Below are 24,293 nucleotides of genomic sequence, written 5' to 3'. Positions count from 1 at the left end.
TAGAGACAACTCAATATATCTTCAATTTATATAATATTATAATAAAATTCATTTATCCATATGCTTATCATATCTATTTTAATTATAATTTCAATAGGAAACGGAACAGAAACCTGAAGTAATTCGAAAGATTTCTGCTCCGTTCTTAAATCTAATTATTATATTATCTGTTACCCACGTCATGACCAATCTCAACTGTTTGATCATTTTTATTGTATATCGCGCCTTGAACACTTCCAAAGTTAGGGTCATTACGTTTTTCTTCTACACCGTAACCCATACTTTTGAAGATATTAATATCTTCATCGCTTGTGGCATTTTCATAATAAACAGTACCACCATCATTATAGAAACGTGGTTTATTAATAGATTCTTGTAATGTCCCATCGTTACGTAAATAATCAATCAACACTTCATTGAGGAGCGTAGGGATTTTATTTCCCCCTGGCGTTCCTATGCCCATATAAAAGTCTGGTCCTACTACAATAGATGGTGATGTATAAGAACGTGGCGCTTTATGTTTACCACCATAGTTTGGACTATTAGGGTCACTTGAGAAGTTGGTTAACGAGTTATTCATATAGAACCCTTGTTTAACAAATTTTCCTGAACCAAAGAAGCTAGATAACGTATTTGTCGTACTTGCGAGCTTTCCTTGCTTATCAATCACTACAAAGTGTGTTGTACTTGTAGTACTAAGTGTTGGGTCAAAGTTACTGCTCGTTTCGCCACTATTGATATTGTTTAGATTATCTAATAAATAGTCTTGTGAAAGATATGTATCACTACTAGGTTCTTGGCCGTTAACGATATCTCTATTACGATACATCACGTCACGAGATTTAATGATGCCTGAAATATAATCGTTTCGTGCTTCACTTGTGTTACCACCAGAATTGACGCTTTCATCGATTTTCAACCCTTGTAACATTAATGTACCACCGAGTGGGTTAGAGGCTGAATAGATTTTATTATTCAAATAGTTTGTAGACACTGGTTGCTTCTCTTCTGTCTTAACAGCTTTAAAGTCCTCTTCAGTGAGTTCATCGTCAATTTGTTTGGATACACTTTTAGCGATATCTTTATAGAAATAAGAAGGGCCTTTATCACGAATGTTCTCTAATGTTTTAGCTAGTGCTTCTTGTTTAACGACATCACCTTCACGCACCGTCCGCTTCCCTTTGAAAAATGGGGAATCACGATCAATGTCTGAACCGAATAATTTCATACTACGCTCTAATTCTGAATCTACTTCAAAGCCATTTTTCGCTAGCGGAATAACATAATTTAAAATCTTCTTCTCATCCATTTTACCTTCACGTTGGTGCATATCATGTAAGCCTTGCACGAAACCTGGGGTGCCTATTTCATCGCCTTTTTTATAATTAAATGATGACATAGTTTTATATTCATACATTTTTGGTTCTTCGCCATCTTTACCGTTATACGTTAATGTAGCACCCCCGCCACCTATACCTGAGGAATGTGGCTCTGTTACTGCTAGCGCGTAAGAAACACCCATTGCCGCATCTACAGCGTTACCGCCATCTTCAATAATCTTGTTACCTACACGTGTGGCAATGGTATTGTTAGAAGCTACACCATATTTTTTCTTACTGCCCGATGCTTTATGGTTGGCGATTTTATTTTCAAATAATGTATCTTTATCTGGTTTATCTTCTTTGTTGAAATAATAGAACGTGAATGAGATCAAAATGGTCATTATTAAAATGACGGATAGCGTCCCTTTATTATAAATATTCATACTAACTGGCCCCTTTAGATAAATATTGCTCCGTTACATTTTTTAGCTCTTCCTTCTCATAGTTATCTAGGCCTTCATTCGCTTTAGCAAACGTTACCATTAATAGAATAGCAATGATAATGAGCGTAGTTACAATACCTAACCAATGTTTTTTAATATTCAAAGGTATATCCTCCATTCTTCTCTTTTAGATGAATCGATTGATCTTCAATATTATTGTAATAACGTTGCGCTTCCATTTTAGTCATACGATCTTTCGTAATATTTCCGTCTGCTGAGCGTACCGGAGTAATGCTAAATCGATTATGTTGGCCATCCCAATCGTGTTGAACGACCATCCCTTTTTGGTTCTTAGATAGGAATGAATCGGAAGTAAGGTTACCCAAGCTATAAAAGATGCTGGCGTTTTTATACTTTTCAACTTTTTGGACGACCGAATTATGACCGATAATGACATCAGCACCCGCATCGACTAATGCATGGGCATACTCTTGTTGGCGGTCAGTGACATTACGTTCATTCGTAATTCCCCAGTCTACATTGACTACGACCATATCATTATTCTCTTTTAAATTTTTGATTAAAGGCACAAAAATACTTGGGTCTAAACTGATAGATGTCGTATTTTTTAATGAGTCTTCATAATTCGAACCCACATCTGTAAATGAAACATTGGCAATTTTTTTACCTTTAACTTGTTGTTGAACCGTTTTACTATTAATCAAGTTAGAGCCGTTGCCCGTCATAAAATTATAATCCGTCTGTGCTTCTACTTGTTTACTCAATTCCTGTGCTTGTACGTTATCAATTGTATTGTTAATTAAATTAACGCTTTTGATGTTTTGTTTTCTTAGAAACATAATATTCTCTAAATTCTTTTTAATGTTATCTTGTTGATTATTTGAAAAGTTACTCACCAACAAGGACGCTGTTGAAAAGTCACTATGTTGAAGGGGTTCTCTCAAACTTCCGAACACCTTATTTAGATTCATTTTTCTAATATGTTTGTTTAAAGTAACGTTACCTAGGTATGTACTACGAATATTATTGCTATTCGAACTTGGCATCGCTTCTACTGGTTCGACTTTAACTGCTCGAATAGCGAAGACTAAAAGCACTAATGCAATAATTAAAACGATAAGCGTATAAAGAAAATTTCGACGTTTATGTCGTTTAGATTGCTTAAGTAACCATTCGCTCGCTGATAACCGTTTTTTCTTTTTCATTATTATGCGCTCCTTGCTCGCGATTAATTAATAAAGCTGTATAAGAATAAGATGACATATGTGATACAAGTTAATAACATAGTCGTTGATAACGTAATCACGACACCTTGCTTTTGAATTGTATTCGCAATGATGCCGGGAATAACTACACCAATGCCTGATACTTCTACCATTTCAAAAGGCGTCAGTGGATAAAGTAAGTCGAAGATAAATTTGAGCACCATGCCTGTTAAAATCATAGCTGCAAACTTCCGTCTTCCGTATAAAATCACCCATCTGCTAATTCCATATGTAACAATGAAGAATGTTAAACAACTAATTACTAGCACTGACAACAACATAATAGGTTGATCGAATATAAGTGCTAAGTAACCAGGTACTACGAGTCCTGCTGGATTAATCCCAAATTTTTCTGCAAAGATTAAACTCAATACAATACCGACAAATAGGGAAAAGTATAATTCTGAACCTATCATTTTATTCTATCCCTTCTATGAATTCTGCTATTCTACCGCCTGGTCCGTGAATATTACCGACACAGAAAATAAGCGCATTCTGCGATTCTCTCATAATAGCTTTTTCAATTTCTACAAAGTCTTTGTTTTCGAAGTTAAGATACTTTTTCTCAGGTAAGTGTTGCATAATCTCTGTTACCTGCTGCGTACTTTTACCGGTACAAATTAATGTGTCATAATCAACATCTTCAATAAAGTTTTCCGCGAATTGACGCGTTCTATCGACCCTATCTGAACGACAATTTAAAATAACGACTTTCTTCGTATATGGATAGTTATACGATTCAACTTTATTCAAGATAGCTTTCGTCGATTGCGGTTCATTTGCTGCAAAGGCATTAACAAACACATTACGTGAATGATTCGCATTAAAGTATTTAATTTCCACAGCACCAGGGTCAGGTGGTGCGTTTAACATGCCTTCTAACGCAGTTTCTTTATCAATGCCTACTGCTTGCGCCACGCCTAATGTAATAGCCACATTATCTGGAAATACGAGATAGCTAAATTTTCTTAAATAAGATTCAGGTATCTCATCTTTATCCACCACGATGATTTGTGTTTTACGCTTTTTCGCTTCTTTCGCAAAAAATTTCGTATACTCATCTTTCATGACGACAAGCTTACCTTTATAAGGAATTGTAGCGGTAAAGGCTTGCGCTACATCCTTTAATGTAGGGCCTAAAACATCCATATGGTCTTCCATCACATTGACAATGACCCCAATATTCGCTTTTACTAAATCTTTTTGAAAAGTAATTTGGTAGTCTGGATTTACGGCCATACATTCGTTGACTAAAGCTTTAGCATCTTGTTTGACGACTTTACGGATAATGTCACGTTGCTCCCCAATGTTCGCTCCTTGAGGTTTTCTAATAACTGGATACTCTTTGTCAGTAAACCAATACAACATCCGTGCATCTGTGCCTGTCGTCTTACCTATTACACGATAATGATCCTCTCTTAATACGCTATAAATCATTCTAGTTATCGTGGATTTACCACGTATACCATTAATATTGATTCTTAAAGGAATCTTGTTTAGTCGATTTGTATGGCGGTTTTTCTCTTTAATTCCAAGCCATAAAATCAAGGCGATACAAATTATAATGAGAATCACAATATTGTCCCTCTCTTTAAATGTTTTAATATGAAGTTTTTAGTAAAGCGCTTTCTAAAATAAGTATGTATAGTGAATATGTTCGAGTGAAACACTCTATATAGAAGAAATGAATGATAATAAGGTCATGACAAACATATTGGTAAATTTCCAAAGCTCAAACGATTAATGTCCGACCCTTTTATTACTTCTAATAAGGGTATGCTATCATTTATGTGTTGAGTCAGTTTTAACAATGTAAATATAATGTAAAAAAATACTAACAAATATAAATTTTTTAAGAAATTATAAATAATAAAATCATTAATATAATAAAATATTTTAGAAATATTTTCCAAAACTTAATATTTAATCAAACACAGTTGTTAAATCACGAAATATTTACCTCTTATTTACATTAACTTAAAGTTCTCGTGTTACTTTATAGATAAATAGAGCTACAACTTTAGGAGGGTATTGATGAATAAACCAATGGCTAAACCTGTTAAAATAGCAGTGGGTATTTATCTAGCAATTGTATTACTCATGTGTTCAAGTTATTTAGTGCTTATTCTTGTAGGCAGTTTACAAGGTAATGATATGAGCAACTCAGTATTAGATTCTGATCACCGTCATATTAATAGCGTGACTAAAGACTCAACTGAAAATATAAGTAATACAGAGTTAAATAAAGCGTCAGCAGCCACTTCTGAAGTAGCAAAGGACGAGACAACATCAACAACTGATTATAAAACGATTAATTCTAACGACAAAAAAGCAGGTGCTAACTCATCCAGTGATGGTAGTTAGCACCCGTTTGATTTAACTTTAAATTCTTATTTTGTTTTATTGATATTACTGAATTATATTCTTAAGTTGCGCAAAGAATTTCTGTCTTTCTGGTAATGGGAATATTGGGTAAATATGGAATAAGTTATATCCCGGCGTAAAGTCATGTTCTATGCCTTTCTCGTTTAACATTTGAGATAATTTTAAAGCATCTGGGTACAATGTTTCTTTTGTACCGATGAAGATTGAAATACGACCTAAACCTTCTAAATTACCATTGATTGGAGAGATTTTATAATCCTCAACTGGTAAATCTCCTGCCCATAATTCAATAAAGTACTTACTGCCGTCAATACCAAGCATTGGGTCAATTTTTTCATATTCTTTCGCGTCAGGATTACTTAATGTACCGTCTAGGACTGGCGATAACATGACGATGTGTCCAGGTTGTTGTAATTGTGTCGCTTCATTTAGATATTCCGCGAAAGATAACGCAATTTGTCCACCGGCTGAATCACCCATGATAATGAGTTGATCTGAACTTTCAACTTCAGTCAATTGTTTTTCATAAATACTCTTTAAAAGTTCAAAGGTTGTGCGATAATCACGGTGTGGCACTTTAGGATAAATCGGCATAATAATGCGCGCATCTAGTTGCCCTGCAAGTTGATCGATAAATTCAAAATGTTCATCTAGAGGGTCTTGGAACCATGCGCCCCCATGGATGTACAGAATGACTTTTTGTTGGCGGTTACGTTGTGCATTCACCACGTAGGTCACTGACCCATTCCAACTTTTAGTTTTAACATCATGTTTAAACTCATAATCAGTACCTTCATATTTACCAGCAGTGATTTCTTTTGTTTCTTGTAAAGCCTTCTTAGCATCTTCAACATTTTCAAATGGTTTCTTCATTCCAGACATGCGAATATAGCTTTCCATTAAGACGCTTTTGTAGCTACGTTTTTCTTTTACTTTTATAAACGCTAACGTGCCTAATAAAGCTGAAGTTGCAACTGTAAACATTCTCTTTTTCATTTTATATCATGGCCTCCTATACAATACTTAATTATAAACCTAATCACGCTTAAATTTTAGTAAACCACATTATAAGGCTATTTCTATACTTTTATTGAAAATATTAATCTATAATGTAATTATCAGAATTTTCAATATTAATAGAAAGTAGGTTATACATATGTCACGTCATAAGATTGTGTTAATCGGAAGTGGTTATGTCGGCTCTGCATTTGCGCATGCTATTGTTGCGAAAGGCCTTGTAGATGAGCTGGCAATTATAGATATTGATGAGGATAAAGCTAAAGCGGATGTTTGGGATTTAAATCATGCTACGCCTTTTAGTGAAAACGTTGTAGACGTTCATGTTGGAAATTATCAAGATTGTGCTGATGCCGATATCGTTGTTATTTGTGCGAGTGCGACATTGGCTAAGGGAGCGACACGTCTTCAATTATTAGAAGATAATGTAGAGATTTTTGTACCTATGATTCAACAAGTGATTAATCATGGCTTTAATGGCTATTTCGTACTACCTTCCAATCCTGTAGATATTATGAGTTATGTGATTAAACGGGTATCGCATTTTCCTAAAAATAAAATCATCGGCTCAGGGACTTCACTCGATACTGCCCGCTTCGAATTCTTTCTTAGTCGCGCATTGAATATCGCTCCTCAAAGTGTTTATGCCCCAGTGATTGGTGAGCACGGAGATTCACAACTTCAAGTATGGTCTCATGCACAAGTTGCTGGTGAGCCCGTATTAGACTTATTAAGCCCTGATGTTGATAAGACATCGTTCATACAATCTATTTCAACTCAAACGACCCAGGTAGGCTATGATATTTACGTTCGAAAAGGCACGACCAACTTTGGTATATCGTTAAGTTTAGTCCGAATTGTTGAAGCCATCCTTTTCAACAAAAATATTATTATGAATGTATCAAGTTACCTCGAAGGCGAATATGATCTAAATGGGTTATATATCGGTACACCAACCGTAATTAATGGAAACGGCGCCGATAGAGTTATCGAGTTGGCATTGGAAGAGGATGAGTTAGCACGTTTCAATCAGTCTGCTAATGTCATTAAGGATTATCAACAACGTGCCGATGGAATCATTGAAAAGCTTCTTAATTAATTATTTAATATAAAGAAAGCGGGACAAATATCTCATTATCATTTAAAGATATTGGTGTCCCGCTTTAGTATAATTGGCTTAACTTTTATTAGATTTACATCATATCTGCTTTTATAATTCTAAACTCTCATACATACGCTGCAATTGATATTCAAAGCCTTGCATGTCTATAAAACGTGCCTGACGATGCATCTCCTTACCATCCATGTAGATTAGATCTACTGGCACAGTAAAGATAGATAGCTCTCCAGCAACTGCTTCGACTTCAGATTGATTTATCACACCAAGTGGCACACGTGGATAATCTTTGAGCATGTCTTTAATTTGAGGTAATACAGCGTGACACACTGAGCAGTTATTGCGCATCACATGTATCACAGCTAATTCATGTGTGTCTATAAATTGATGAAAGTGTTCAATACTTGTTAATTGCTCAGTCATTATGTTCACCTACACTTGTCGTTTATCGAAATTTTTATTTTAAAATATCTTGAAAGATGGCTGGCATTTTAGTGATTCTTTGTCTTTCTAAATCGAAAAAGCCTCCAGTTTGTTGACCAATACAATGTATTTTATCACCTGAAGCAATTTCAAATTTAAAGACCCATTTCATGCGTCCACCTTGAACATACCAACAACGTCCAACGGGTTGATCATGAATCGTAATAGGTACCTTGTATTCAATTTCCGTTTTCATTAAAATTGGTGAAATATGTTGATTCATCATTTCAGAAAATGTCATATATTTATTAATAAATACTGTACGTAAATCTTCAAACCAACGCACATAAACGATATTGCTTACTATACCCATAGCATCGATGTCGTAATTATTAACCTCTATTTCTTTCTCAGCTACTAATAGACCTTCTTCAGCCATATTTATAATCTCCTTTAAATCAGTATACAACTCTATTTTACGCCGTTCATCCAGGTTTTGCATCTTCTTAACTCTGTTAAAAATAAAATATATTATCCTTTAAATGTAATTTGAAAATATCTAATGTATAGCCTCAAACATTTTTTTATGAAAAATTTATCGATTTATTTTTGTATTTAGTTGCGTGTAAATAGACACAAATAGAATAAAACATGGTATACTGTATGTGAATAAATTCACAAAGTTTTGGAGGGTATATTATGAAAGCCTATAACTATGAAAAACCTGGAGTAGCACAATTAATCGAGAAAGAGAAACCAGTCGTTACTGAAAGTACAGACGCCATTATTAGAATGGTTAAAACGACAATTTGTGGTACAGATTTACACATTATTAAAGGAGACACACCAGAAGTTCCTGAAAACACAACACTTGGTCATGAAGGTATCGGTATCGTAGAATCTGTTGGTTTAAACGTAAACAACTTCAAAGTTGGCGACAAAGTTATCGTTTCTGCCGTTTCATCATGTGGTAAATGTTACTACTGTAAAAAAGGTATCTATGCTCACTGTGAAAACGATGGTGGTTGGATTTTAGGTCACTTAATCAATGGTACACAAGCAGAATACGTTAAAGTTCCTTTTGCGGATAACTCTTTATACCATGCACCTAAATCATTACCAGACGAAGCGCTTGTTATGTTATCAGATATTTTACCAACTGGTTATGAAATTGGTGTATTAAAAGGTAAAGTTAAACCTGGTAGCACGGTTGCTATCGTAGGTGCTGGCCCAGTAGGATTAGCTACATTACTTACTGCACAATTCTTCTCTCCATCTAAAATCATCATGTTAGATTTAGATGACAACCGTTTAGCAACTGCGAAAGGCTTAGGCGCTACACATACAATTAATTCAAGTAATGTTGAAGAAGCTATCGCAAAAGTTAAAGAATTAAATCACCGTGGCGTAGATGTAGCTATCGAAGCCGTAGGTATTCCACAAACATTTGACTTATGTCAAAAACTTATCGGCGTTGACGGTACAATCGCAAACGTTGGTGTACACGGTTTACCTGTTCAATTTGATATTGATAAATTATGGATTAAAAATATCAATGTAACAACTGGATTAGTTTCAGGTAACACAACTGAAGAACTTTTAGAAGCACTAAAAAGTAAAACAATTCAACCAGAACAATTGGTTACACATTATAGCAAATTAAGTGAAATTGAAGAAGCATATGATTTATTCAGAAATGCTACTGATCATAAAGCTATTAAATTATTAATTGAAAATGATATCACTAAATAAGAAATACTAACCTTATTTAATTTCTAATGTTATAACGTGTTCGGAATATAAACCTAAACATGATAGCGTAGAGACAATTCAATCATGAATCGTCTCTACGCTTCTTTTATCAATACTTCGTATTGTTTGGGAGCGGGACAGAAATCTAATGTAATTTCTAAGATTTCGTCGTCCCGCCCCGGCAAGGATGACTAGAGATGAAGAAAGTCCGGGTTGGACGCATCTTCATCACAGTCAACTACTGCCAAGCTTAGCTATTGAGAATATTCCCTCAGGAGTCTCGCCAACAATACTACGTTATATACATGTAATTTTACATCAAAATACTTAAAAAAATTAAGACACTTTCGTATAATTTAATAAACATCACTAAACTAAATTAACGAGGTGTCTTATGTACAAAAATTATTATATAACTCAACTTACACTTCCAATAGAAACTTCTATTTTAACCCTATTATTTTTTAATGTATTATTTCATATCTATTAAAATTCTTTAATTGCTTTAATCTCTTATACCGAGAAAGTGTTATTTTATAGTCTTTTATTAATAAATATTTAGATATATTTCTTTCTTTTAATTTCAGAATTATCAAAAAATGATTGTAACTTAAATTCTAAGTGATAAAATGAGATTATTCTTCTTAGGTGGTGAGAGTTATGTTACCTTATTTGTTATTTCTATTTACCATGTCATTTACTCCTGGTCCAAATACGATTATGGCGTTGTCAGAAGGTCAGCGTAAAGGATTTATACGTTCATTACCTTTTAACTTTGGTGTTTTAATTGGGATATTATTGACGTTAGTTGTGACTTTGCTCTTTTCAGAACCTTTAAAAGCTTCACTTACGTTTATCTTCATTATGAAATTATTAGGCACTATCTACTTATTGTATTTAGCTTATCATGTTTTAATCTCTAAACCTGATAGCGTCGATGAAGCACTAGACCGACCAATATTAAAAGGTGTACTTATTCAAGTCACAAATGTAAAAGCAATGTTGTACTTTCTAACTGGTTTAACAACTTTCACTCTCCCACCCGACTTTGAACATACATATATACGTTCCACTTTACTTATCGTGATTGGTATAGCTGGGACATTGTTATGGTCACTATTAGGACAAACAATGAATCGTTTATATCACCAGTATTATAAAATAATCAATGTAATTATCGCTATTTTATTATTAATTAGCACAATAGAATTATGGTAATTAAAAAGAAATAGGCTGAGCCATTAATAAATTAATGGCTCAGCCTTTAGTTTTGTTTCGCTCTTTTATTTAATTGTCATAATTACTTTTCCTGGGTCAACAGATGTTACATCTTCTACTGTTAATGTTTTGTCTCCTAGGTTTGTAATAATTACTGGTGTGACTGTGCTTGGTGCGTGTTCTTTTAAGTATGCTAAATTAATTTTCATTAATGGTTGTCCTTGAGTCACTGTTTCATCAGCATTGACTAAGCTTTCGAAGCCTTCCCCATTTAATTTAACTGTATCGATACCAATGTGAATAAGCACTTCGACACCACTATCTGATTCTAAACCGATCGCATGTTTCGTTGGGAAAATTGTTTTAATTGTACCATCGAATGGTGCTACGATTTCTCCACTTTCAGGAACAAAGCCTACGCCATCGCCCATCATTTTTTCAGAGAATACTTTGTCTGGAACTTCTGATAATGGAATGATATGTCCAGTACCTGGCGCATAAATTTCAGTTTCCTTAATATCTTCAACATGTACTGGTTCATTTGATTCTTCTTCAGTAACTGTTGTTTCGCTCGCTTTTGTAATTTCTCCGCTCATAATTTTAGCCATGTCGTGTTTAATTTGATCTGACTTAGGTCCAAAGATTGCTTGCATATTATTACCTACTTCAAGTACACCTGAAGCACCTAATGCTTTTAATCCTGGTACATCTACTTTAGATTTATCATTTACTTCAACACGTAAACGTGTAATACATGCATCTAAATGTTTGATGTTTTCTTTGCCACCCATAGCATCTAATACATCGAATGGTAATTTCGCTACGCTAGAGTTACGAACTTCTTGTTCAGTGTCTTCACGACCAGGTGTTTTCAAGTTGAATTTCTTAATTGCGAAACTAAATAAGAAGTAGTAAACAACTGCGTATACTAAACCTACTGGAATAACTAATAATGCATGCGTACGATCCCAGTTTAATAATCCGTAAAGAATGTAATCAATAAATCCACCTGAGAATGTCATACCGATTTTAACGTCTAATAAGTGCATTACTAAGAATGAAGTACCTGCTAATAATACGTGAATAACATATAATAACGGTGCTACAAATAAGAATGAGAATTCTAATGGTTCTGTAATACCTGTTAAGAATGAAGTTAAGGCAGCTGATAACATTAAACCACCAACAACTTTTTTACGTTCAGGACGTGCATTTCTATAAATTGCTAATGCAGCAGCTGGAAGACCAAACATCATGAATGGATATTTACCTGTTGTAAACGTACCAGCTGTGAATTGAACGCCGTCTTTTAATTGAGACATCCAAATACGTTGGTCCCCACGAATTAAGTCTCCGGCATGGTTTGTATATTCTCCAAATTCAAACCAGAATGGTGCGTAGAAAATATGGTGTAAACCAAATGGAATTAATGAACGTTCAATTACACCGAAGATAAACGTTGTTAATGTTAAGTTTTTATTTAATAAGAAGTTAGATAAGCTATTTAACCCGTCTTGAATTGGAGGCCAAATAAAGCTTAATAAAATTCCTGCAATAATCGCTGCGACTGATGTTGCGATTGGTACAAAACGTTTACCAGCAAAGAAACCTAAGAAAGCCGGCAATGTAATATTATAATACTTGTTATAACACCATGCGGCGATTGCCCCCATGATGATACCACCAAACACCCCAGTTTGTAGGGTTGGTATTCCTAAAATTAAAGCATTGGCTGGTAATTTATTGGCTTGACTTAGTTCTTTCGCGCCATTAGCGTAACTATAAATATCATCAATAGAGATATCCATTACTTTACCCATAGTTGCGTTCATAATTAAGTAACCAACTAATGCGGCTAAAGCGGCTACGCCATCGCCACCTGCTAATCCTAATGCTGTACCGACTGCAAATAGTAACGGCAAGTTATCAAATATAATTTGTCCAGAGGCTTCCATGACAGATGAAATCATGACAAAGACATCCATTTTTAGCCATGGTGCAAGACCAACTAATTGTTCATTATGCATCGCATTACCAAATGCGAGTAAAATCCCTGCGGCTGGTAAAATCGCAACTGGTAACATTAAGGCTTTACCGATACGTTGCAATTGACCGAAAAATTTCTTAAACATAATCTTATTCCCTTCTTTATGTATTGAACTTTATGACAATAAAAAAGACATAAGCAAAAAGAGAAAAGTACGTTTAAGGAATTGTTTAGTGTCGCTCATTAGATTAATGAGGGTACACCTATCCCAATAATTCCTAGTCTACTTTTAAGAATATAAATTAATATTTGCAAGAATGAATGATTAGCCTACGAGTCATTCATAGACTATAACACCGGTTATCGGCGTCTCATCTTCATTTCTTGCCATCTTCATTTAATTTATATTCTAATCAAGACACCTTTCGTGCCTTAATCTCTTAATTTGCTTATGCCTAATTTAATAGTAACACGCAGTTCTTTTTAATTAATTTCAATTATATACATTTGTAAAACCGTTTTCAATACCTTTTTTTATGGAAAATGATTATATTTATTTAGAACTCTAAAAATAAAAATCATTTAAAGTGCTGTTTATGAAATTAAATAAATATATTTCTAATAAAACTTCAATGTTGGATAATATGAAGTTGCTGTGCCACATTGTTTGATTTATTTTTTTGCATTTTAATATAAAATTATACGTAAAAACGTAGTATTGTTGGCGAGACTCCTGAGGGAATAGGATGAGTGTCGAGACCGAGGCTCGGTCTAGCAGTAGTTGTCTGAAATGAAGATGCGTTCGACCCTCACTTTCTTCATTTTTAGTCAACCTTGCCGGGGCGGAACTACGAAATCTTAGAAATTGCATTAGATTTCTGTTCCGCTCCCCCCCAGGAAAGCTTCGTCCCACAATACGGAGTATTGACATAAAATATTGATAAAAAAGACGTAGAGATGATTCATAATTGAATCGCCTCTACGTCTATATTTTAGGATTTATATCCCATATTATTTATTGAATCTATATTATAAGAAACGTTTAGCTGCAACTGAAAGTGGTGGAATTTCGTCGAAGTCTAATTTTTTATCTTCAGTGATTGATCTGTAAGCCCATTTACCATAGTTAATTGCTTCTTCGTTTACAATTTTACCTGGTAATGGAGCAGCGTTAGGGTCAACATGTACGTCAACGATTGTTGGTACATTTTCATTTAATGCTGCTTCTACAACTTCATCAATACGGCTAGGGTCTTTTAAGACATAACCTTTACCGCCAGCAGCTTCTGCGAATTTAGCATGGTCCATATCAGAGAAATCAATGGCATATTCTAATTCACCAGCAGCTTGTTGTTCATATTTAATGAATGATAATTGTTTGTTGTTCATAACAAAGATTGTCATTGGTAAGTCATATTGAACAGCAGTTGCAAAGTCTTGCATTACCATTTGGAATGCACCGTCACCAGTGATTGAGATAGCTTGACGTTTAGGGAATGCAATTTTAGAAGCAATTGCTCCTGGAAGACCGCAACCCATAGTACCTAACCATGATGAAATAATGAATTTATTATTAACAGAAAGGTTTAAGTAACGTGTAGACCAAACTGTTGAAGTACCAACGTCAACTGAGAATACAGCGTCATCAGTACTATATTCACTAATAGCTTTCATTAAGCGTTCTGGACGAATTGGTGAACTTTCTTGTTTCATATCTTGTTCCATCCATTTATCCCAAACAGCTTTACGTTCTAATGTTTTGTCTAAGAACGCACGTTTTGGAACGTGTTTAATGCTGTCAGTTAATTGATGGAAAGCAAGTTTAGCATCGCCAACTACGCCAACGTTTACATTGAAACGGTGTCCAATAACAGCTGGGTTAGTGTCGATTTGAATTGCTTTGATATTTTTCTTAGGTAAGTAGTCAACGTATGGATAGTTTGTACCTGCCATGATTAATAAGTCTGCATCTTGGATTGTTTGGTAAGATGTTTTTGTACCAATTTTACCTAAGTTACCAATGCTGTATGGGTGATCATCTGGGATGATTGTTTTCGCTGGTAACGTATGGATAACTGGAATTTTTGCTGCTTCGATGAATTCACGTAATTCATCTTTAGCATTTTGCGCACCTACACCAACAATCATAACTGGTTTTTTACTTTTATCGATTAATTTAGATGCTTTTTTAATACTACGTAGCGTTGGAGCTTGTGCTTTAGGTTTAGTAGTATCGATTGCACGATTAGTAGTGTCTTTGATTTTTTGAGTTAATAAATCATTTGGACATACAACTACTGCTACACCGCGTTTTTCATATGCAGTACGAATTGCTTCGTTAACTACTTCAAACACGTTGTCGCCTTTTTGGATTTGGTGATTAAATACAGAAACGTCTGCTACCATGTCAGTAATATTAGTTTCTTGGAATGCTTTAGTTCCTAATAATGTGCTGTTAGTTTGACCAGCTAAAATTAATTGAGGAACGCGGTCCATTTTAGCATCATACATACCGTTTAATAAGTGGACAATACCAGGACCACCGATACTTAATGCTACACCAATTTTACCTGTCATTTTTGTATATGAAGCAGCTGCTAAACTTGCTACTTCTTCGTGACGTACGTGATAGAATTTGAATGAATCTCTCACTGTACGTAAACTATCTACTACTGCATCAATTGAGTCACCTGGAATACCATAAAGATGATCAATGTCCCATGCTTCTAATGCTTTAACTAATGCTTCATTTGCTTTGATCTTCGCCATTATTACAATAGCTCCTTTCTTAACTTAACAAGTACTTAGTATATATTCCCTTTAGTAAAATAAAATAATCATAATTGGAATGAGAATTGAACTAATTACAGCCGTTAAAATCATTCCAATTGAACTAAATGCGCCAGATTCTATGTCATGTTCTAACGCTTTTGCCGTACCAAAAGCGTGTGATGCGTTACCGTACGTTAATCCTCTGGCTATCGAAGTTTGAAAATTACCTACTTTCAATAACAATGAACCCATCATACTGCCGATTAACCCTGTCGTAATAATAAATAATACTGTAATCGTATCAGTGCCTCCCAATTCATGAGAGACTTCTATTCCTACTGCAGCGGTTATCGATCTTGGTAAGATGGTTACAATTGTTTCTTCAGAGTAACCTAATAACTTTAACGAGGTAAACACTAACACAAAATTAAGTATGACGCCAGCCATCACGCTTGAGAAAATAATACTTAAATTCCCAAAGATTTTATGTCGATTCTTATATAGTGGATATGCCAAACAGACGACGGTAGCGTTTAATAGATGATTAATCCATTTACCACCAACCATATAGTCATGATAATTTTGATGGGTAAGAAGAAGTACAATGATAACGCCAATCGAACCAACTAATGCTGGATTTAAAAGCGGATTATCGTATTTCTGTTGTAATTTTCTAGCTACAATATACATTACGATGGTCAACAATATCATTAAAACAGCTTGTAAACTATTCATATTATTACTGGCCTTTCTTTGTATCAGGCTGCTTGACCATCTTTTCAGCAATATAACCTGAAACAAGTGCTACACAGCTTGTTCCTACTATTATTAATAGGAAAAAGACGATGTAGCTTCTCGTAATATTAGAAATAACATCCATAATACCTACAACTGAAGGAATAAAGAAGAAGACCATCGTTGCTAATAAGAACTCTGCGCCTTCTGATATCCAGTTCATACGTATGATTTTTAATTCTAATAAGATATAAAGTAATATCATCCCAACAATGCTCCCGGCTAATGGGATGTGTAAACTTTTCTGTATAAAACCACCAATTAAACTAATGACTAAAATAATGGCTATTTGAATGATAATTTTGGCAAATATTAACGCGTGTTCCAAGATGACTGAGCCTCCACTAAATATGTCGAAATTGTTACAGTTATTTAAAAACCTACGTTCATAATTATACTCTTGGATAATAAAATAGAAAAATACTCTTTTTAAATACCATCTATAGTTTTTTTCTATGTAACCGTTTCAACAAATAAAGTTAGGGCTTTTATTATTGTCGTTAATAATGAAAATATTGTTTAGTCATAGTTTAAGCGTTCGCTCATAAAGTCAATCCATTTAGAAGTGGCGTGGCTTAACAATTTATCTTTCTTCCAAATCGCACCTAATTCCCAGCTCATTCCTGTGTCTTCGATTTTTATACTTTTAATATTATCTTTAAGCATATTAGCGATATGTTCAGGAAGTATGCTAACACCTAAGTGCGCAAGTAATAAATATTCAATAAAATTCCATTGGGAAACATTCGATACCGTGTTTGGGATGAAACCGGCATTTTTTGCTGCGGCAATAATTTTATCATTTAAATAAAAGTCTTCATTAAACAGTATGAAGTCCTCATTTTTTAAATCGGCCATACATACGGAATCACGAGTGGCAAGTTCATGTTCTTCACTCACTACTAATCTTAAATCTTCGCTATATAATGAAAGGTAGTCGAAGGTATTCTCATCAATAGGAATGGTTGTGATGCCGATGTCGATTTGGTCATTAATCAATCGTGTTTCAATCGACTTACCGCCACTTTCATTCAAGCTATATGTTACATTAGGATACAATTTATGAAATTCTCCTAGAATGTAGATGAATTGTTGCATATCCATAACGGCTGACATTCCAATATTGATGTGGCCAGTTTCTAATCCGAGCAAGCCATTAATTTCGAATGGAATATTATCATATAGCGCGATGATTTCCTCACACTTTTTATAGAAGACCTTCCCTGCATCGGTTAATACAAGATAACGTTTTTGACGATCGAATAATGTCATATGCAGTTCGTTCTCTATATCTTTAATCGCTTTACTAATCGTAGGCTGGGCTATAAATAATGATTTTGAAGCATTTGTCATACCGCCTTGATTGACTACTTCCATAAAATATTTCATATGTTTGATATCCAAATGCTCACCTTCTCTTTTAATTATTACGTTTTCATTATACACGATTTATTTTCGGAAAATAAAAAAAGTATTTTTTAATTAAAGTATGAATTTAAAGGGATTGCACTTATGTGGAATAAAAAAGAAGAAATTTCAAATCAGAGATTGGTTAGAGTGCGAGACATCCATCGTTTATATGTTAGAAAACGTATAAATAGTGTCCCAAGCTCATCTCAATCGCTCATTTAGAATTTCTTCAAAAATTAGATGACTTCCATGATTAAATTATTTCATTATAAAACAATTCCACCTATATTTTTATTTTGCAAAAAATGTTATAATCACATAGGCTCAATTTGATTAATGAGGTGAGGCATTGAGCTTTTATGAATTTATGCAAAATTTCGTTGGTGATGACACACCATTAGGTGAATTGGTAAATTGGATGAATCAAGATAGCAATTTTCCTAGAGAAGTGAAGAGCCAAGTTGAAATATTGTCATATTTTCGAAATAATCCATGTCCTGAAAACATACCTGTGTCTTTAGTTAAAAGAGCATTGGCTGTTTTTAACCAATTCACAAATGTATGATTTCTAGTTATGTAATTGTACATTCATGGAAGTATCATCTCACAGAAAAGGCTGGGTCATTAAAAAATGGCTCAGCTTTTTGTTTAGGCAGTAGTTGACTGAGATGAAGATGCGTCCAACCTGGACTTTCTTCATCTCTAGTCAACCTTGCCGGGGCGGGACGACGAAATCTTTGAAATTTGGCAGTCGTTGTCTGAAATGAAGAGGCGTTCGAACCTCTCTTTCTTCATTTCTAGTCAACCTCGCCGGGGCGGGACGACGAAATCTTTGAAATTGCATTAGATTTCTGTCACCGCTCCCTAGATTTCTGTCCCGCTCCCCTTTTCACTTTTATCCTTATACCCCTTTATCAGATTAAAATCACTTTTTTGTAAAAATAATTACAAAAATATGCAGTTATGTTTCATCTATATTACAGTTACTTGTATTATTCGTTTCTTATATTGTATTACATCTTTTTAAAGAATATGATTAATACAGTTTTTAATTCTTGTATATTTTGAGGGGAACAAAATGAAACTTAAAAAAATTATTTCACGTCTTATATTAGCTACTGGAATCATGTTTGCTGGGACATTTACATATCAAAACATTGAACATACACACGTGTCAGAAGCCGCTTCATACAACTATTACGCTAAGAAGCAATGTACTTGGTGGGCTTATCAACGTCGTGCACAATTAGGCAAACCTGTTTCAAACAGATGGGGAAATGCGAAGAATTGGTACTACAATGCACAACGTTCTGGATATAGAACGGGTCATAAACCTAAACGCTACGCAGTGATGCAATCAACTGCAGGTTACTATGGTCACGTTGCTGTTGTGGAACGCGTCTATAATAATGGTAGTATCAAAGTATCTGAATATAACTACAACGTACCTAGAGGTTACGGCGTACGCTATTTAAGTAAATCAGCTGCCCGTTACTATAACTACATTTACTAATATTTTTTACATAAATAATAAGCCACTAATGATTGAGGGAGCATCCCATCTTTCATTAGTGGCTTTTTCTAAATATATTATTATTTTGAACGTAATTCTTCTAAAATTTGTTGTGCTGTCGCTGTATTAGCTTTAGGTGCTTGTTTCAAGGCATCGGCAACTTGCGCAATTTCTTCACCTTTCGCACCGACTACGATAGCTAAAGACTTATATTGTAAGCTCATATGACCTTGTTGAATGCCTTCCGATACTAGTGCTCTACATGCTGAAAAGTTCTGTGCTAATCCTACTGCAGCAACGACTTGTCCTAGCTCTTGAGCAGATTCTACATTCAATAAATCTAACGATGCTTTGGCAATCGGCAATACTTTAGTGCCTCCACCTACAATCGCTAACGTCATAGGTACCTCAATAGTTCCAATTAAACGGCCACGTTCTTTGTCGTATTTCCATGTTGCGATACCTCTATATTGACCATCCCGGCTAGCGTATGCATGGGCGCTTGCTTCTGCGCCACGTGTATCATTTCCAGTTGCTAATACCACTGCATGGATACCATTCATTACCCCTTTATTATGTGTAGCGGCACGATGGATGTCCACTTGTGCTAATACAGAGGCACGTTCCATACGAGAAGCAACGTCTTCTCCTGAACGTTCGCCTCTATTTAAATTGGCAACATCTATTTCACCTTGGACGCGTACGACTGACGCCGTAGCATGATTTGATAGAATGCTCATTAACACGTCGCGGTCTATGAACTCATTTTTCAAATGGGCAGTAATCGCTTCTAAGATCGTGTTAAGCATATTCGCACCCATTGCATCTTTCGTATCAACAAAAACTTTTAATGATAATAAATGGTGTTCTGGGAAAGTATCGATCTCAATACGACGATAGCCTCCACCACGTTCAATAATAGATGGGTACGCTTCTGCAGCAATCTGTTTAATTTGTGGTTCTAATTCGTTGATACGCTGTGCAAGTGCTTCAGTGTCATGCACATCATCAAAGACGATTTGGCCAATCATTAAGCGCTCACTTTTAACTGTTTTAAAGCCACCTGTTTGATTAACAAGTTTAGCTCCGAAACTCGCTGCAGCAACGACTGATGGCTCTTCTACCATCATTGGTACCACGTATTCTTTGTCATCAACAATAATTTTAGGCAGTAAACCTACCGGAAGTGTACCTTGTCCAATCACATTCTCGATTAAACTATTGGCTACTTCTTCATCAATTAATGGATGATTTAATAGCACTTCATAATTATCATTATTTAACCAACCGTATTCAACCAACTGTTTCAATTTATCTTCACGTGATAAATGACGAAACGTTTTGTCTAAGCTTTTCATCTTATTATTCCCCTTTATCAATCATTAGAGCGATGCCAAGTCCCCCACCGATACAAGCTGTCGCAATACCAGTTTGCTTCTCTTCTTGTTCTAAGGCGTTAACTAATGTAGTGACTAAGCGTGCACCACTTGCCCCAATCGGGTGACCTAAAGCAATTGCGCCACCGTAGATATTTAATTTTTCATCAGGAATGTGTAAGTTGTCTTTAACAGGGATACTTTGTGCGGCAAATGCTTCTGTCATTTCTACCACATCTACATCATCAATCTTGCTCTCTGTTTTTTCTAATAACTTTTCAACGGCGTAGAATGGTGCATATCCCATAAATTGTGGATCACAGCCAACTTCTGCATAGTCACCGATAATGCCTAGAATATCGAAACCATGTTCTTTAGCATATGTTTCTTCCATAAGGATTAAAGCTGATGACCCGTCGTTAATACTTGAAGCATTTCCACCCGTAACTGTTCCATCTTCTTTGAAAATGGTCTTTAATGTCGCAAGCTTTTCAATGCTACTATTTGGACGTACACCTTCATCTGAAGTCATTAATTCACCTTCAGCGTCTGTCATGCCGATAATTTCATTATCGAATTTACCATCTTGTGTAGCTTTCGCTGCTTTAGTTTGTGAATGATTGGCAAACTCGTCTTGCATTTCACGTGTGATGTTATATTTTTCAGCGATATTTTCAGCAGTTACACCCATTGGCACATAGTGGAATGCATCTGTTAAACCGTCGTGCATAAAGCTTTCGACTGGTTCTTCGCCTTCTTTTAAAATAAGTTGAGGTGCGTTTGTCATACTTTCAACGCCACCTACTGCAACTACATTTGCTTCGCCTAATTGAATCAGTTGTTTACCTAAGATAATGGCTTTAAGACCTGAACCACACACTTCATTGATTGTCATGGCTGGTGTTGCATCAGGTACGCCTGCTTTAATAGCAATTTGGCGTGCTGGATTTTGGCCAATGCCACTTTGAAGCACGTTACCAAAGATAACTTGTTGGATGGTACTAGGATCAATATCGATTGCATCGATTGCACCTTTTAATGCAGTTGTTCCTAGTTCAACTGCTGAATAATTTCTTAATTTCCCTTTATATCTGCCGATTGGTGTTCTTTTAGCACTTACAATAGCGATTTTTTTCATTCTTTATCTCCTTGTATCTAGTTTCTATATAATTGTAATTTAGTTATTTATTTTGGTAAAATGATTACTAATATGATTGTTAATAATAGCCTTAGAAACGTTGCAACTTAGTGTTTCTTCATGTCTTATAGCATATTTAATAGCATTTAACTATAATTTAGTACAAAATACAACACATAAGATGAAAACGCTTTCTATTAGTCTGAATTTTAGATTAAATTTCAAAATAAAGCTACTATTAATATGATTAAAATATTAGAATTTCGAAAGGATGTAATGCCCGTGAGTATAGGTATCGATAAAATTAATTTTTACGTCCCTAAATACTATGTAGATATGGCTAAGCTTGCAGAAGCGCGCCAAGTTGATCCAAATAAATTTTTAATTGGGATTGGACAGACCCAAATGGCTGTAAGTCCAGTATCACAAGATATTGTATCTATGGGGGCTAATGCTGCTAAAGATATTATAACAGAAGATGATAAAAAACATATTGGAATGGTTATCGTGGCGACTGAATCAGCGATTGATAACGCAAAAGCAGCAGCCGTTCAAATTCACAATTTACTAGGCATTCAGCCTTTCGCTCGTTGTTTTGAAATGAAAGAAGCATGTTATGCAGCTACACCAGGCATTCAACTTGCTAAAGATTACCTTGCTCAACGCCCTGAGGAAAAAGTATTAGTTATCGCAAGTGATACTGCACGTTATGGTATTCAATCTGGTGGCGAACCTACTCAAGGTGCCGGTGCTGTAGCGATGGTTATTTCACATAACCCTAGCATTTTAGAATTAAATGACGATGCCGTAGCATATACTGAAGATGTGTATGATTTCTGGCGTCCAACTGGCCATAAATATCCACTTGTTGCTGGTGCATTATCTAAAGATGCATATATCAAATCGTTCCAAGAAAGCTGGAATGAGTATGCTCGACGCCAAGGTAAATCACTATCTGACTTTGAATCACTTTGTTTCCACGTACCATTCACTAAAATGGGTAAAAAAGCGTTGGATTCAATCATTAATGATGCTGATGAAACAACTCAAGAGCGTTTAACATCTGGTTATGAAGACGCCGTATACTACAATCGTTATGTAGGTAATATCTATACAGGTTCTTTATATTTAAGTTTAATTTCTCTACTTGAAAATAGAAGCCTAAAAGGTGGTCAAACTATTGGATTATTTAGTTATGGCTCTGGATCAGTCGGCGAGTTCTTTAGCGCTACTTTAGTTGATGGTTATGAACGTCATTTAGATATCGACGGTCATAAAGCATTATTAAATCATCGTACAGAAGTATCAGTTGATGAATACGAAACGTTCTTTAAACGTTTTGACGACTTAGAATTCGACCATACTACTGAAAAATCTGACGAAGATAAAAACATCTTCTATTTAGAAACAATTGAAGATGAGATTCGTCAATATCATAGACCAGAATAATTACAAATGATAAATTGAGATGCTAGGTATAAACCACAAAATGTAGAGCATAGAGATGATTCAATTATGAATCATCTCTATGCTTTTTTAATATTCTATATTGTTTGACGAAGCTTTCCTGGGGGAGAGCGGAACAGAAATCTAATGCAATTTTTAAGATTTCGTAGTTCCGCCCCGGCAAGGTTGACTAAAAATGAAGAAAGTGAGGCTCGAACGCATCTTCATTTCAGACAACTACTGCCAGACCGAGCCACGATCTCGACGCTCATCCTGTTCCCCTAGGAGTCTCGTCAACAATACTCCGTTTACCATGTAGTTTTATAACTAAATACTTTCTTATGGTTTTGTAGTGTGGGCGGGTCTGTAAAGTTGGGTCATATCTACTTTTTCTAATTCAAGGAGTTTAATTTTATTATCAATCGTTCCACCATATCCTGTTAAGCTGCCGTCTTTTCCAACCACACGATGACATGGGATAATAATTGAGATGGGATTTCTTCCAACTGCGCCACCTACTGCTTGTGCCGACATTTTAGGTTTGTTGAGCTGCCGACCGACTTCTTGTGCAAGGTCTCCATACGTGTTTAAATCTCCATATTCAATAGTTTGTAAAATTTTCCAAACTCTTTGTTGAAAATCAGTTCCTGGCGGGCTGAGAGGAAAATCTATCGTAGGATTATTTCCTAAGAAATAGTCATCTAACCACTGTGCGACACTTTGAAATATTTCTAAATCAGGTTTTTCAGGATAACTTAAAGTTGTTGTATCGTATTTATACAATACATGAGTAATTGTAGAGCCATCACTAATAATTTCTAAATTCTTTACCGGTGATTTATAAAGCATGGAATAAGGCATCGACTTCCTCCTAACTCTTGAAGTTCTTTTAA

General features: G+C 35.1%; 23 protein-coding genes. 7 read left to right on the top strand and 16 right to left on the bottom strand.

Features of this window, described 5'->3' with window-relative positions; genetic code table 11:
* Window positions 1-163: 163 nt before the first annotated feature.
* From HS848_RS08005 to pgsB, 5 genes are read right to left on the bottom strand one after another with little or no spacing between them, the layout of a single operon-like run.
* Window positions 164-1,765, bottom strand: a complete 1,602-nt coding sequence (locus HS848_RS08005) for a gamma-glutamyltransferase (RefSeq protein ID WP_198611923.1) — start codon at window positions 1,763-1,765, stop codon at window positions 164-166.
* A gap of 1 nt (window position 1,766) precedes the next feature.
* Entirely contained in the window at window positions 1,767-1,928 is a 162-nt protein-coding gene (locus HS848_RS08000) for a hypothetical protein (protein WP_198611922.1), read from the bottom strand.
* Window positions 1,918-2,991, bottom strand: a complete 1,074-nt coding sequence (locus HS848_RS07995) for a CapA family protein (RefSeq protein WP_198611921.1) — start codon at window positions 2,989-2,991, stop codon at window positions 1,918-1,920. Before HS848_RS07995 ends, HS848_RS08000 begins: the two co-directional genes overlap by 11 nt.
* Window positions 2,992-3,014: 23 nt before the next feature.
* Entirely contained in the window at window positions 3,015-3,467 is a 453-nt protein-coding gene (gene pgsC, locus HS848_RS07990) for a poly-gamma-glutamate biosynthesis protein PgsC (protein WP_107507112.1), read from the bottom strand.
* A gap of 1 nt (window position 3,468) precedes the next feature.
* A complete protein-coding gene (gene pgsB, locus HS848_RS07985) occupies window positions 3,469-4,626 on the bottom strand; it encodes a poly-gamma-glutamate synthase PgsB (RefSeq protein ID WP_198611920.1) in 1,158 nt (385 codons plus the stop codon).
* 471 nt (window positions 4,627-5,097) lie between these two features.
* On the opposite strand from pgsB, the gene HS848_RS07980 reads away from it, so the two are divergent.
* Window positions 5,098-5,415: a hypothetical protein gene (locus HS848_RS07980; protein ID WP_198612170.1), complete on the top strand. Its 318-nt coding sequence runs from the start codon at window positions 5,098-5,100 to the stop codon at window positions 5,413-5,415.
* Window positions 5,416-5,460: 45 nt separating this feature from the next.
* Here HS848_RS07980 and HS848_RS07975 read toward each other — a convergent pair whose 3' ends face one another.
* Window positions 5,461-6,432, bottom strand: coding sequence for an alpha/beta hydrolase fold domain-containing protein (locus HS848_RS07975; protein ID WP_198611919.1), 972 nt, complete (start codon window positions 6,430-6,432; stop codon window positions 5,461-5,463).
* A 160-nt stretch (window positions 6,433-6,592) separates the two neighbouring features.
* On the opposite strand from HS848_RS07975, the gene HS848_RS07970 reads away from it, so the two are divergent.
* Window positions 6,593-7,552, top strand: a complete 960-nt coding sequence (locus tag HS848_RS07970) for an L-lactate dehydrogenase (protein WP_198611918.1) — start codon at window positions 6,593-6,595, stop codon at window positions 7,550-7,552.
* A 111-nt stretch (window positions 7,553-7,663) separates the two neighbouring features.
* Here HS848_RS07970 and HS848_RS07965 read toward each other — a convergent pair whose 3' ends face one another.
* Together HS848_RS07965 and HS848_RS07960 are read right to left on the bottom strand one after the other, a co-directional pair.
* Complete coding sequence (locus HS848_RS07965) at window positions 7,664-7,993, bottom strand: thioredoxin family protein (protein ID WP_198611917.1); 330 nt, start codon at window positions 7,991-7,993, stop codon at window positions 7,664-7,666.
* Window positions 7,994-8,027: 34 nt separating this feature from the next.
* Window positions 8,028-8,432, bottom strand: coding sequence for an acyl-CoA thioesterase (locus tag HS848_RS07960; protein WP_198611916.1), 405 nt, complete (start codon window positions 8,430-8,432; stop codon window positions 8,028-8,030).
* 260 nt (window positions 8,433-8,692) lie between these two features.
* Here HS848_RS07960 and HS848_RS07955 point away from each other — a divergent pair, with 260 nt between their 5' ends.
* Together HS848_RS07955 and HS848_RS07950 are read left to right on the top strand one after the other, a co-directional pair.
* Window positions 8,693-9,745 carry a zinc-dependent alcohol dehydrogenase family protein gene (locus tag HS848_RS07955; protein WP_198611915.1) on the top strand — a complete coding sequence of 351 codons (1,053 nt, stop codon included), beginning with the start codon at window positions 8,693-8,695 and terminating at the stop codon, window positions 9,743-9,745.
* A gap of 660 nt (window positions 9,746-10,405) precedes the next feature.
* Complete coding sequence (locus HS848_RS07950) at window positions 10,406-10,963, top strand: LysE family translocator (protein WP_232806124.1); 558 nt, start codon at window positions 10,406-10,408, stop codon at window positions 10,961-10,963.
* A gap of 65 nt (window positions 10,964-11,028) precedes the next feature.
* Here the strand turns inward: HS848_RS07950 and ptsG are convergent, their stop codons facing one another.
* The 5 genes from ptsG to cidR all read right to left on the bottom strand — a co-directional run bounded on the left by ptsG (window position 11,029) and on the right by cidR (window position 17,921).
* Complete coding sequence (gene ptsG / locus HS848_RS07945) at window positions 11,029-13,095, bottom strand: glucose-specific PTS transporter subunit IIBC (protein ID WP_198611914.1); 2,067 nt, start codon at window positions 13,093-13,095, stop codon at window positions 11,029-11,031.
* 884 nt (window positions 13,096-13,979) lie between these two features.
* Window positions 13,980-15,719: a pyruvate oxidase gene (locus HS848_RS07940; protein ID WP_198611913.1), complete on the bottom strand. Its 1,740-nt coding sequence runs from the start codon at window positions 15,717-15,719 to the stop codon at window positions 13,980-13,982.
* Window positions 15,720-15,770: 51 nt separating this feature from the next.
* Entirely contained in the window at window positions 15,771-16,457 is a 687-nt protein-coding gene (locus HS848_RS07935) for an LrgB family protein (protein ID WP_198611912.1), read from the bottom strand.
* A gap of 4 nt (window positions 16,458-16,461) precedes the next feature.
* A complete protein-coding gene (locus HS848_RS07930) occupies window positions 16,462-16,845 on the bottom strand; it encodes a CidA/LrgA family protein (protein WP_107507101.1) in 384 nt (127 codons plus the stop codon).
* A gap of 191 nt (window positions 16,846-17,036) precedes the next feature.
* Window positions 17,037-17,921 carry a cidABC operon transcriptional activator CidR gene (gene cidR, locus HS848_RS07925; RefSeq protein ID WP_198611911.1) on the bottom strand — a complete coding sequence of 295 codons (885 nt, stop codon included), beginning with the start codon at window positions 17,919-17,921 and terminating at the stop codon, window positions 17,037-17,039.
* 355 nt (window positions 17,922-18,276) lie between these two features.
* On the opposite strand from cidR, the gene HS848_RS07920 reads away from it, so the two are divergent.
* Together HS848_RS07920 and HS848_RS07915 are read left to right on the top strand one after the other, a co-directional pair.
* Window positions 18,277-18,492 (top strand): sterile alpha motif-like domain-containing protein, encoded by a 216-nt coding sequence (locus tag HS848_RS07920; RefSeq protein WP_107507099.1) that lies wholly within the window; start codon window positions 18,277-18,279, stop codon window positions 18,490-18,492.
* A gap of 513 nt (window positions 18,493-19,005) precedes the next feature.
* Window positions 19,006-19,440: a CHAP domain-containing protein gene (locus HS848_RS07915; RefSeq protein ID WP_198611910.1), complete on the top strand. Its 435-nt coding sequence runs from the start codon at window positions 19,006-19,008 to the stop codon at window positions 19,438-19,440.
* An 80-nt stretch (window positions 19,441-19,520) separates the two neighbouring features.
* Here the strand turns inward: HS848_RS07915 and HS848_RS07910 are convergent, their stop codons facing one another.
* Both HS848_RS07910 and HS848_RS07905 read right to left on the bottom strand, forming a co-directional pair.
* Window positions 19,521-20,798 carry a hydroxymethylglutaryl-CoA reductase, degradative gene (locus HS848_RS07910; protein ID WP_198611909.1) on the bottom strand — a complete coding sequence of 426 codons (1,278 nt, stop codon included), beginning with the start codon at window positions 20,796-20,798 and terminating at the stop codon, window positions 19,521-19,523.
* 4 nt (window positions 20,799-20,802) lie between these two features.
* On the bottom strand, window positions 20,803-21,954 hold the full coding sequence (locus tag HS848_RS07905; protein ID WP_107507096.1) for a thiolase family protein: 1,152 nt from the start codon (window positions 21,952-21,954) through the stop codon (window positions 20,803-20,805).
* A 282-nt stretch (window positions 21,955-22,236) separates the two neighbouring features.
* On the opposite strand from HS848_RS07905, the gene HS848_RS07900 reads away from it, so the two are divergent.
* Window positions 22,237-23,403 carry a hydroxymethylglutaryl-CoA synthase gene (locus HS848_RS07900; protein ID WP_198611908.1) on the top strand — a complete coding sequence of 389 codons (1,167 nt, stop codon included), beginning with the start codon at window positions 22,237-22,239 and terminating at the stop codon, window positions 23,401-23,403.
* A 336-nt stretch (window positions 23,404-23,739) separates the two neighbouring features.
* Here the strand turns inward: HS848_RS07900 and HS848_RS07895 are convergent, their stop codons facing one another.
* On the bottom strand, window positions 23,740-24,261 hold the full coding sequence (locus tag HS848_RS07895; protein WP_198611907.1) for a methylated-DNA--[protein]-cysteine S-methyltransferase: 522 nt from the start codon (window positions 24,259-24,261) through the stop codon (window positions 23,740-23,742).
* Window positions 24,262-24,293 lie beyond the last annotated feature (32 nt).

The sequence above is a fragment of the Staphylococcus caledonicus genome, from assembly GCF_016238465.1.
Taxonomy (GTDB): domain Bacteria; phylum Bacillota; class Bacilli; order Staphylococcales; family Staphylococcaceae; genus Staphylococcus; species Staphylococcus caledonicus.
The sequence above is the reverse complement of the archived record's forward strand: the minus strand, read 5'-3'. Positions and strand labels throughout refer to the sequence as shown.

What these genes read in the sequence shown, in the direction of transcription:
- HS848_RS08005 (WP_198611923.1), bottom strand. Translation starts at nt 1,765, where the DNA reads ATGAATATTTATAATAAAGGGACGCTATCCGTCATTTTAATAATGACC.
- HS848_RS07995 (WP_198611921.1), bottom strand. Translation starts at nt 2,991, where the DNA reads ATGAAAAAGAAAAAACGGTTATCAGCGAGCGAATGGTTACTTAAGCAA.
- pgsC (WP_107507112.1), bottom strand. Translation starts at nt 3,467, where the DNA reads ATGATAGGTTCAGAATTATACTTTTCCCTATTTGTCGGTATTGTATTG.
- HS848_RS07980 (WP_198612170.1), top strand. Translation starts at nt 5,098, where the DNA reads ATGGCTAAACCTGTTAAAATAGCAGTGGGTATTTATCTAGCAATTGTA.
- HS848_RS07975 (WP_198611919.1), bottom strand. Translation starts at nt 6,432, where the DNA reads ATGAAAAAGAGAATGTTTACAGTTGCAACTTCAGCTTTATTAGGCACG.
- HS848_RS07970 (WP_198611918.1), top strand. Translation starts at nt 6,593, where the DNA reads ATGTCACGTCATAAGATTGTGTTAATCGGAAGTGGTTATGTCGGCTCT.
- HS848_RS07965 (WP_198611917.1), bottom strand. Translation starts at nt 7,993, where the DNA reads ATGACTGAGCAATTAACAAGTATTGAACACTTTCATCAATTTATAGAC.
- HS848_RS07960 (WP_198611916.1), bottom strand. Translation starts at nt 8,432, where the DNA reads ATGGCTGAAGAAGGTCTATTAGTAGCTGAGAAAGAAATAGAGGTTAAT.
- HS848_RS07955 (WP_198611915.1), top strand. Translation starts at nt 8,693, where the DNA reads ATGAAAGCCTATAACTATGAAAAACCTGGAGTAGCACAATTAATCGAG.
- HS848_RS07950 (WP_232806124.1), top strand. Translation starts at nt 10,406, where the DNA reads ATGTTACCTTATTTGTTATTTCTATTTACCATGTCATTTACTCCTGGT.
- ptsG (WP_198611914.1), bottom strand. Translation starts at nt 13,095, where the DNA reads ATGTTTAAGAAATTTTTCGGTCAATTGCAACGTATCGGTAAAGCCTTA.
- HS848_RS07940 (WP_198611913.1), bottom strand. Translation starts at nt 15,719, where the DNA reads ATGGCGAAGATCAAAGCAAATGAAGCATTAGTTAAAGCATTAGAAGCA.
- HS848_RS07935 (WP_198611912.1), bottom strand. Translation starts at nt 16,457, where the DNA reads ATGAATAGTTTACAAGCTGTTTTAATGATATTGTTGACCATCGTAATG.
- HS848_RS07915 (WP_198611910.1), top strand. Translation starts at nt 19,006, where the DNA reads ATGAAACTTAAAAAAATTATTTCACGTCTTATATTAGCTACTGGAATC.
- HS848_RS07910 (WP_198611909.1), bottom strand. Translation starts at nt 20,798, where the DNA reads ATGAAAAGCTTAGACAAAACGTTTCGTCATTTATCACGTGAAGATAAA.
- HS848_RS07905 (WP_107507096.1), bottom strand. Translation starts at nt 21,954, where the DNA reads ATGAAAAAAATCGCTATTGTAAGTGCTAAAAGAACACCAATCGGCAGA.
- HS848_RS07895 (WP_198611907.1), bottom strand. Translation starts at nt 24,261, where the DNA reads ATGCCTTATTCCATGCTTTATAAATCACCGGTAAAGAATTTAGAAATT.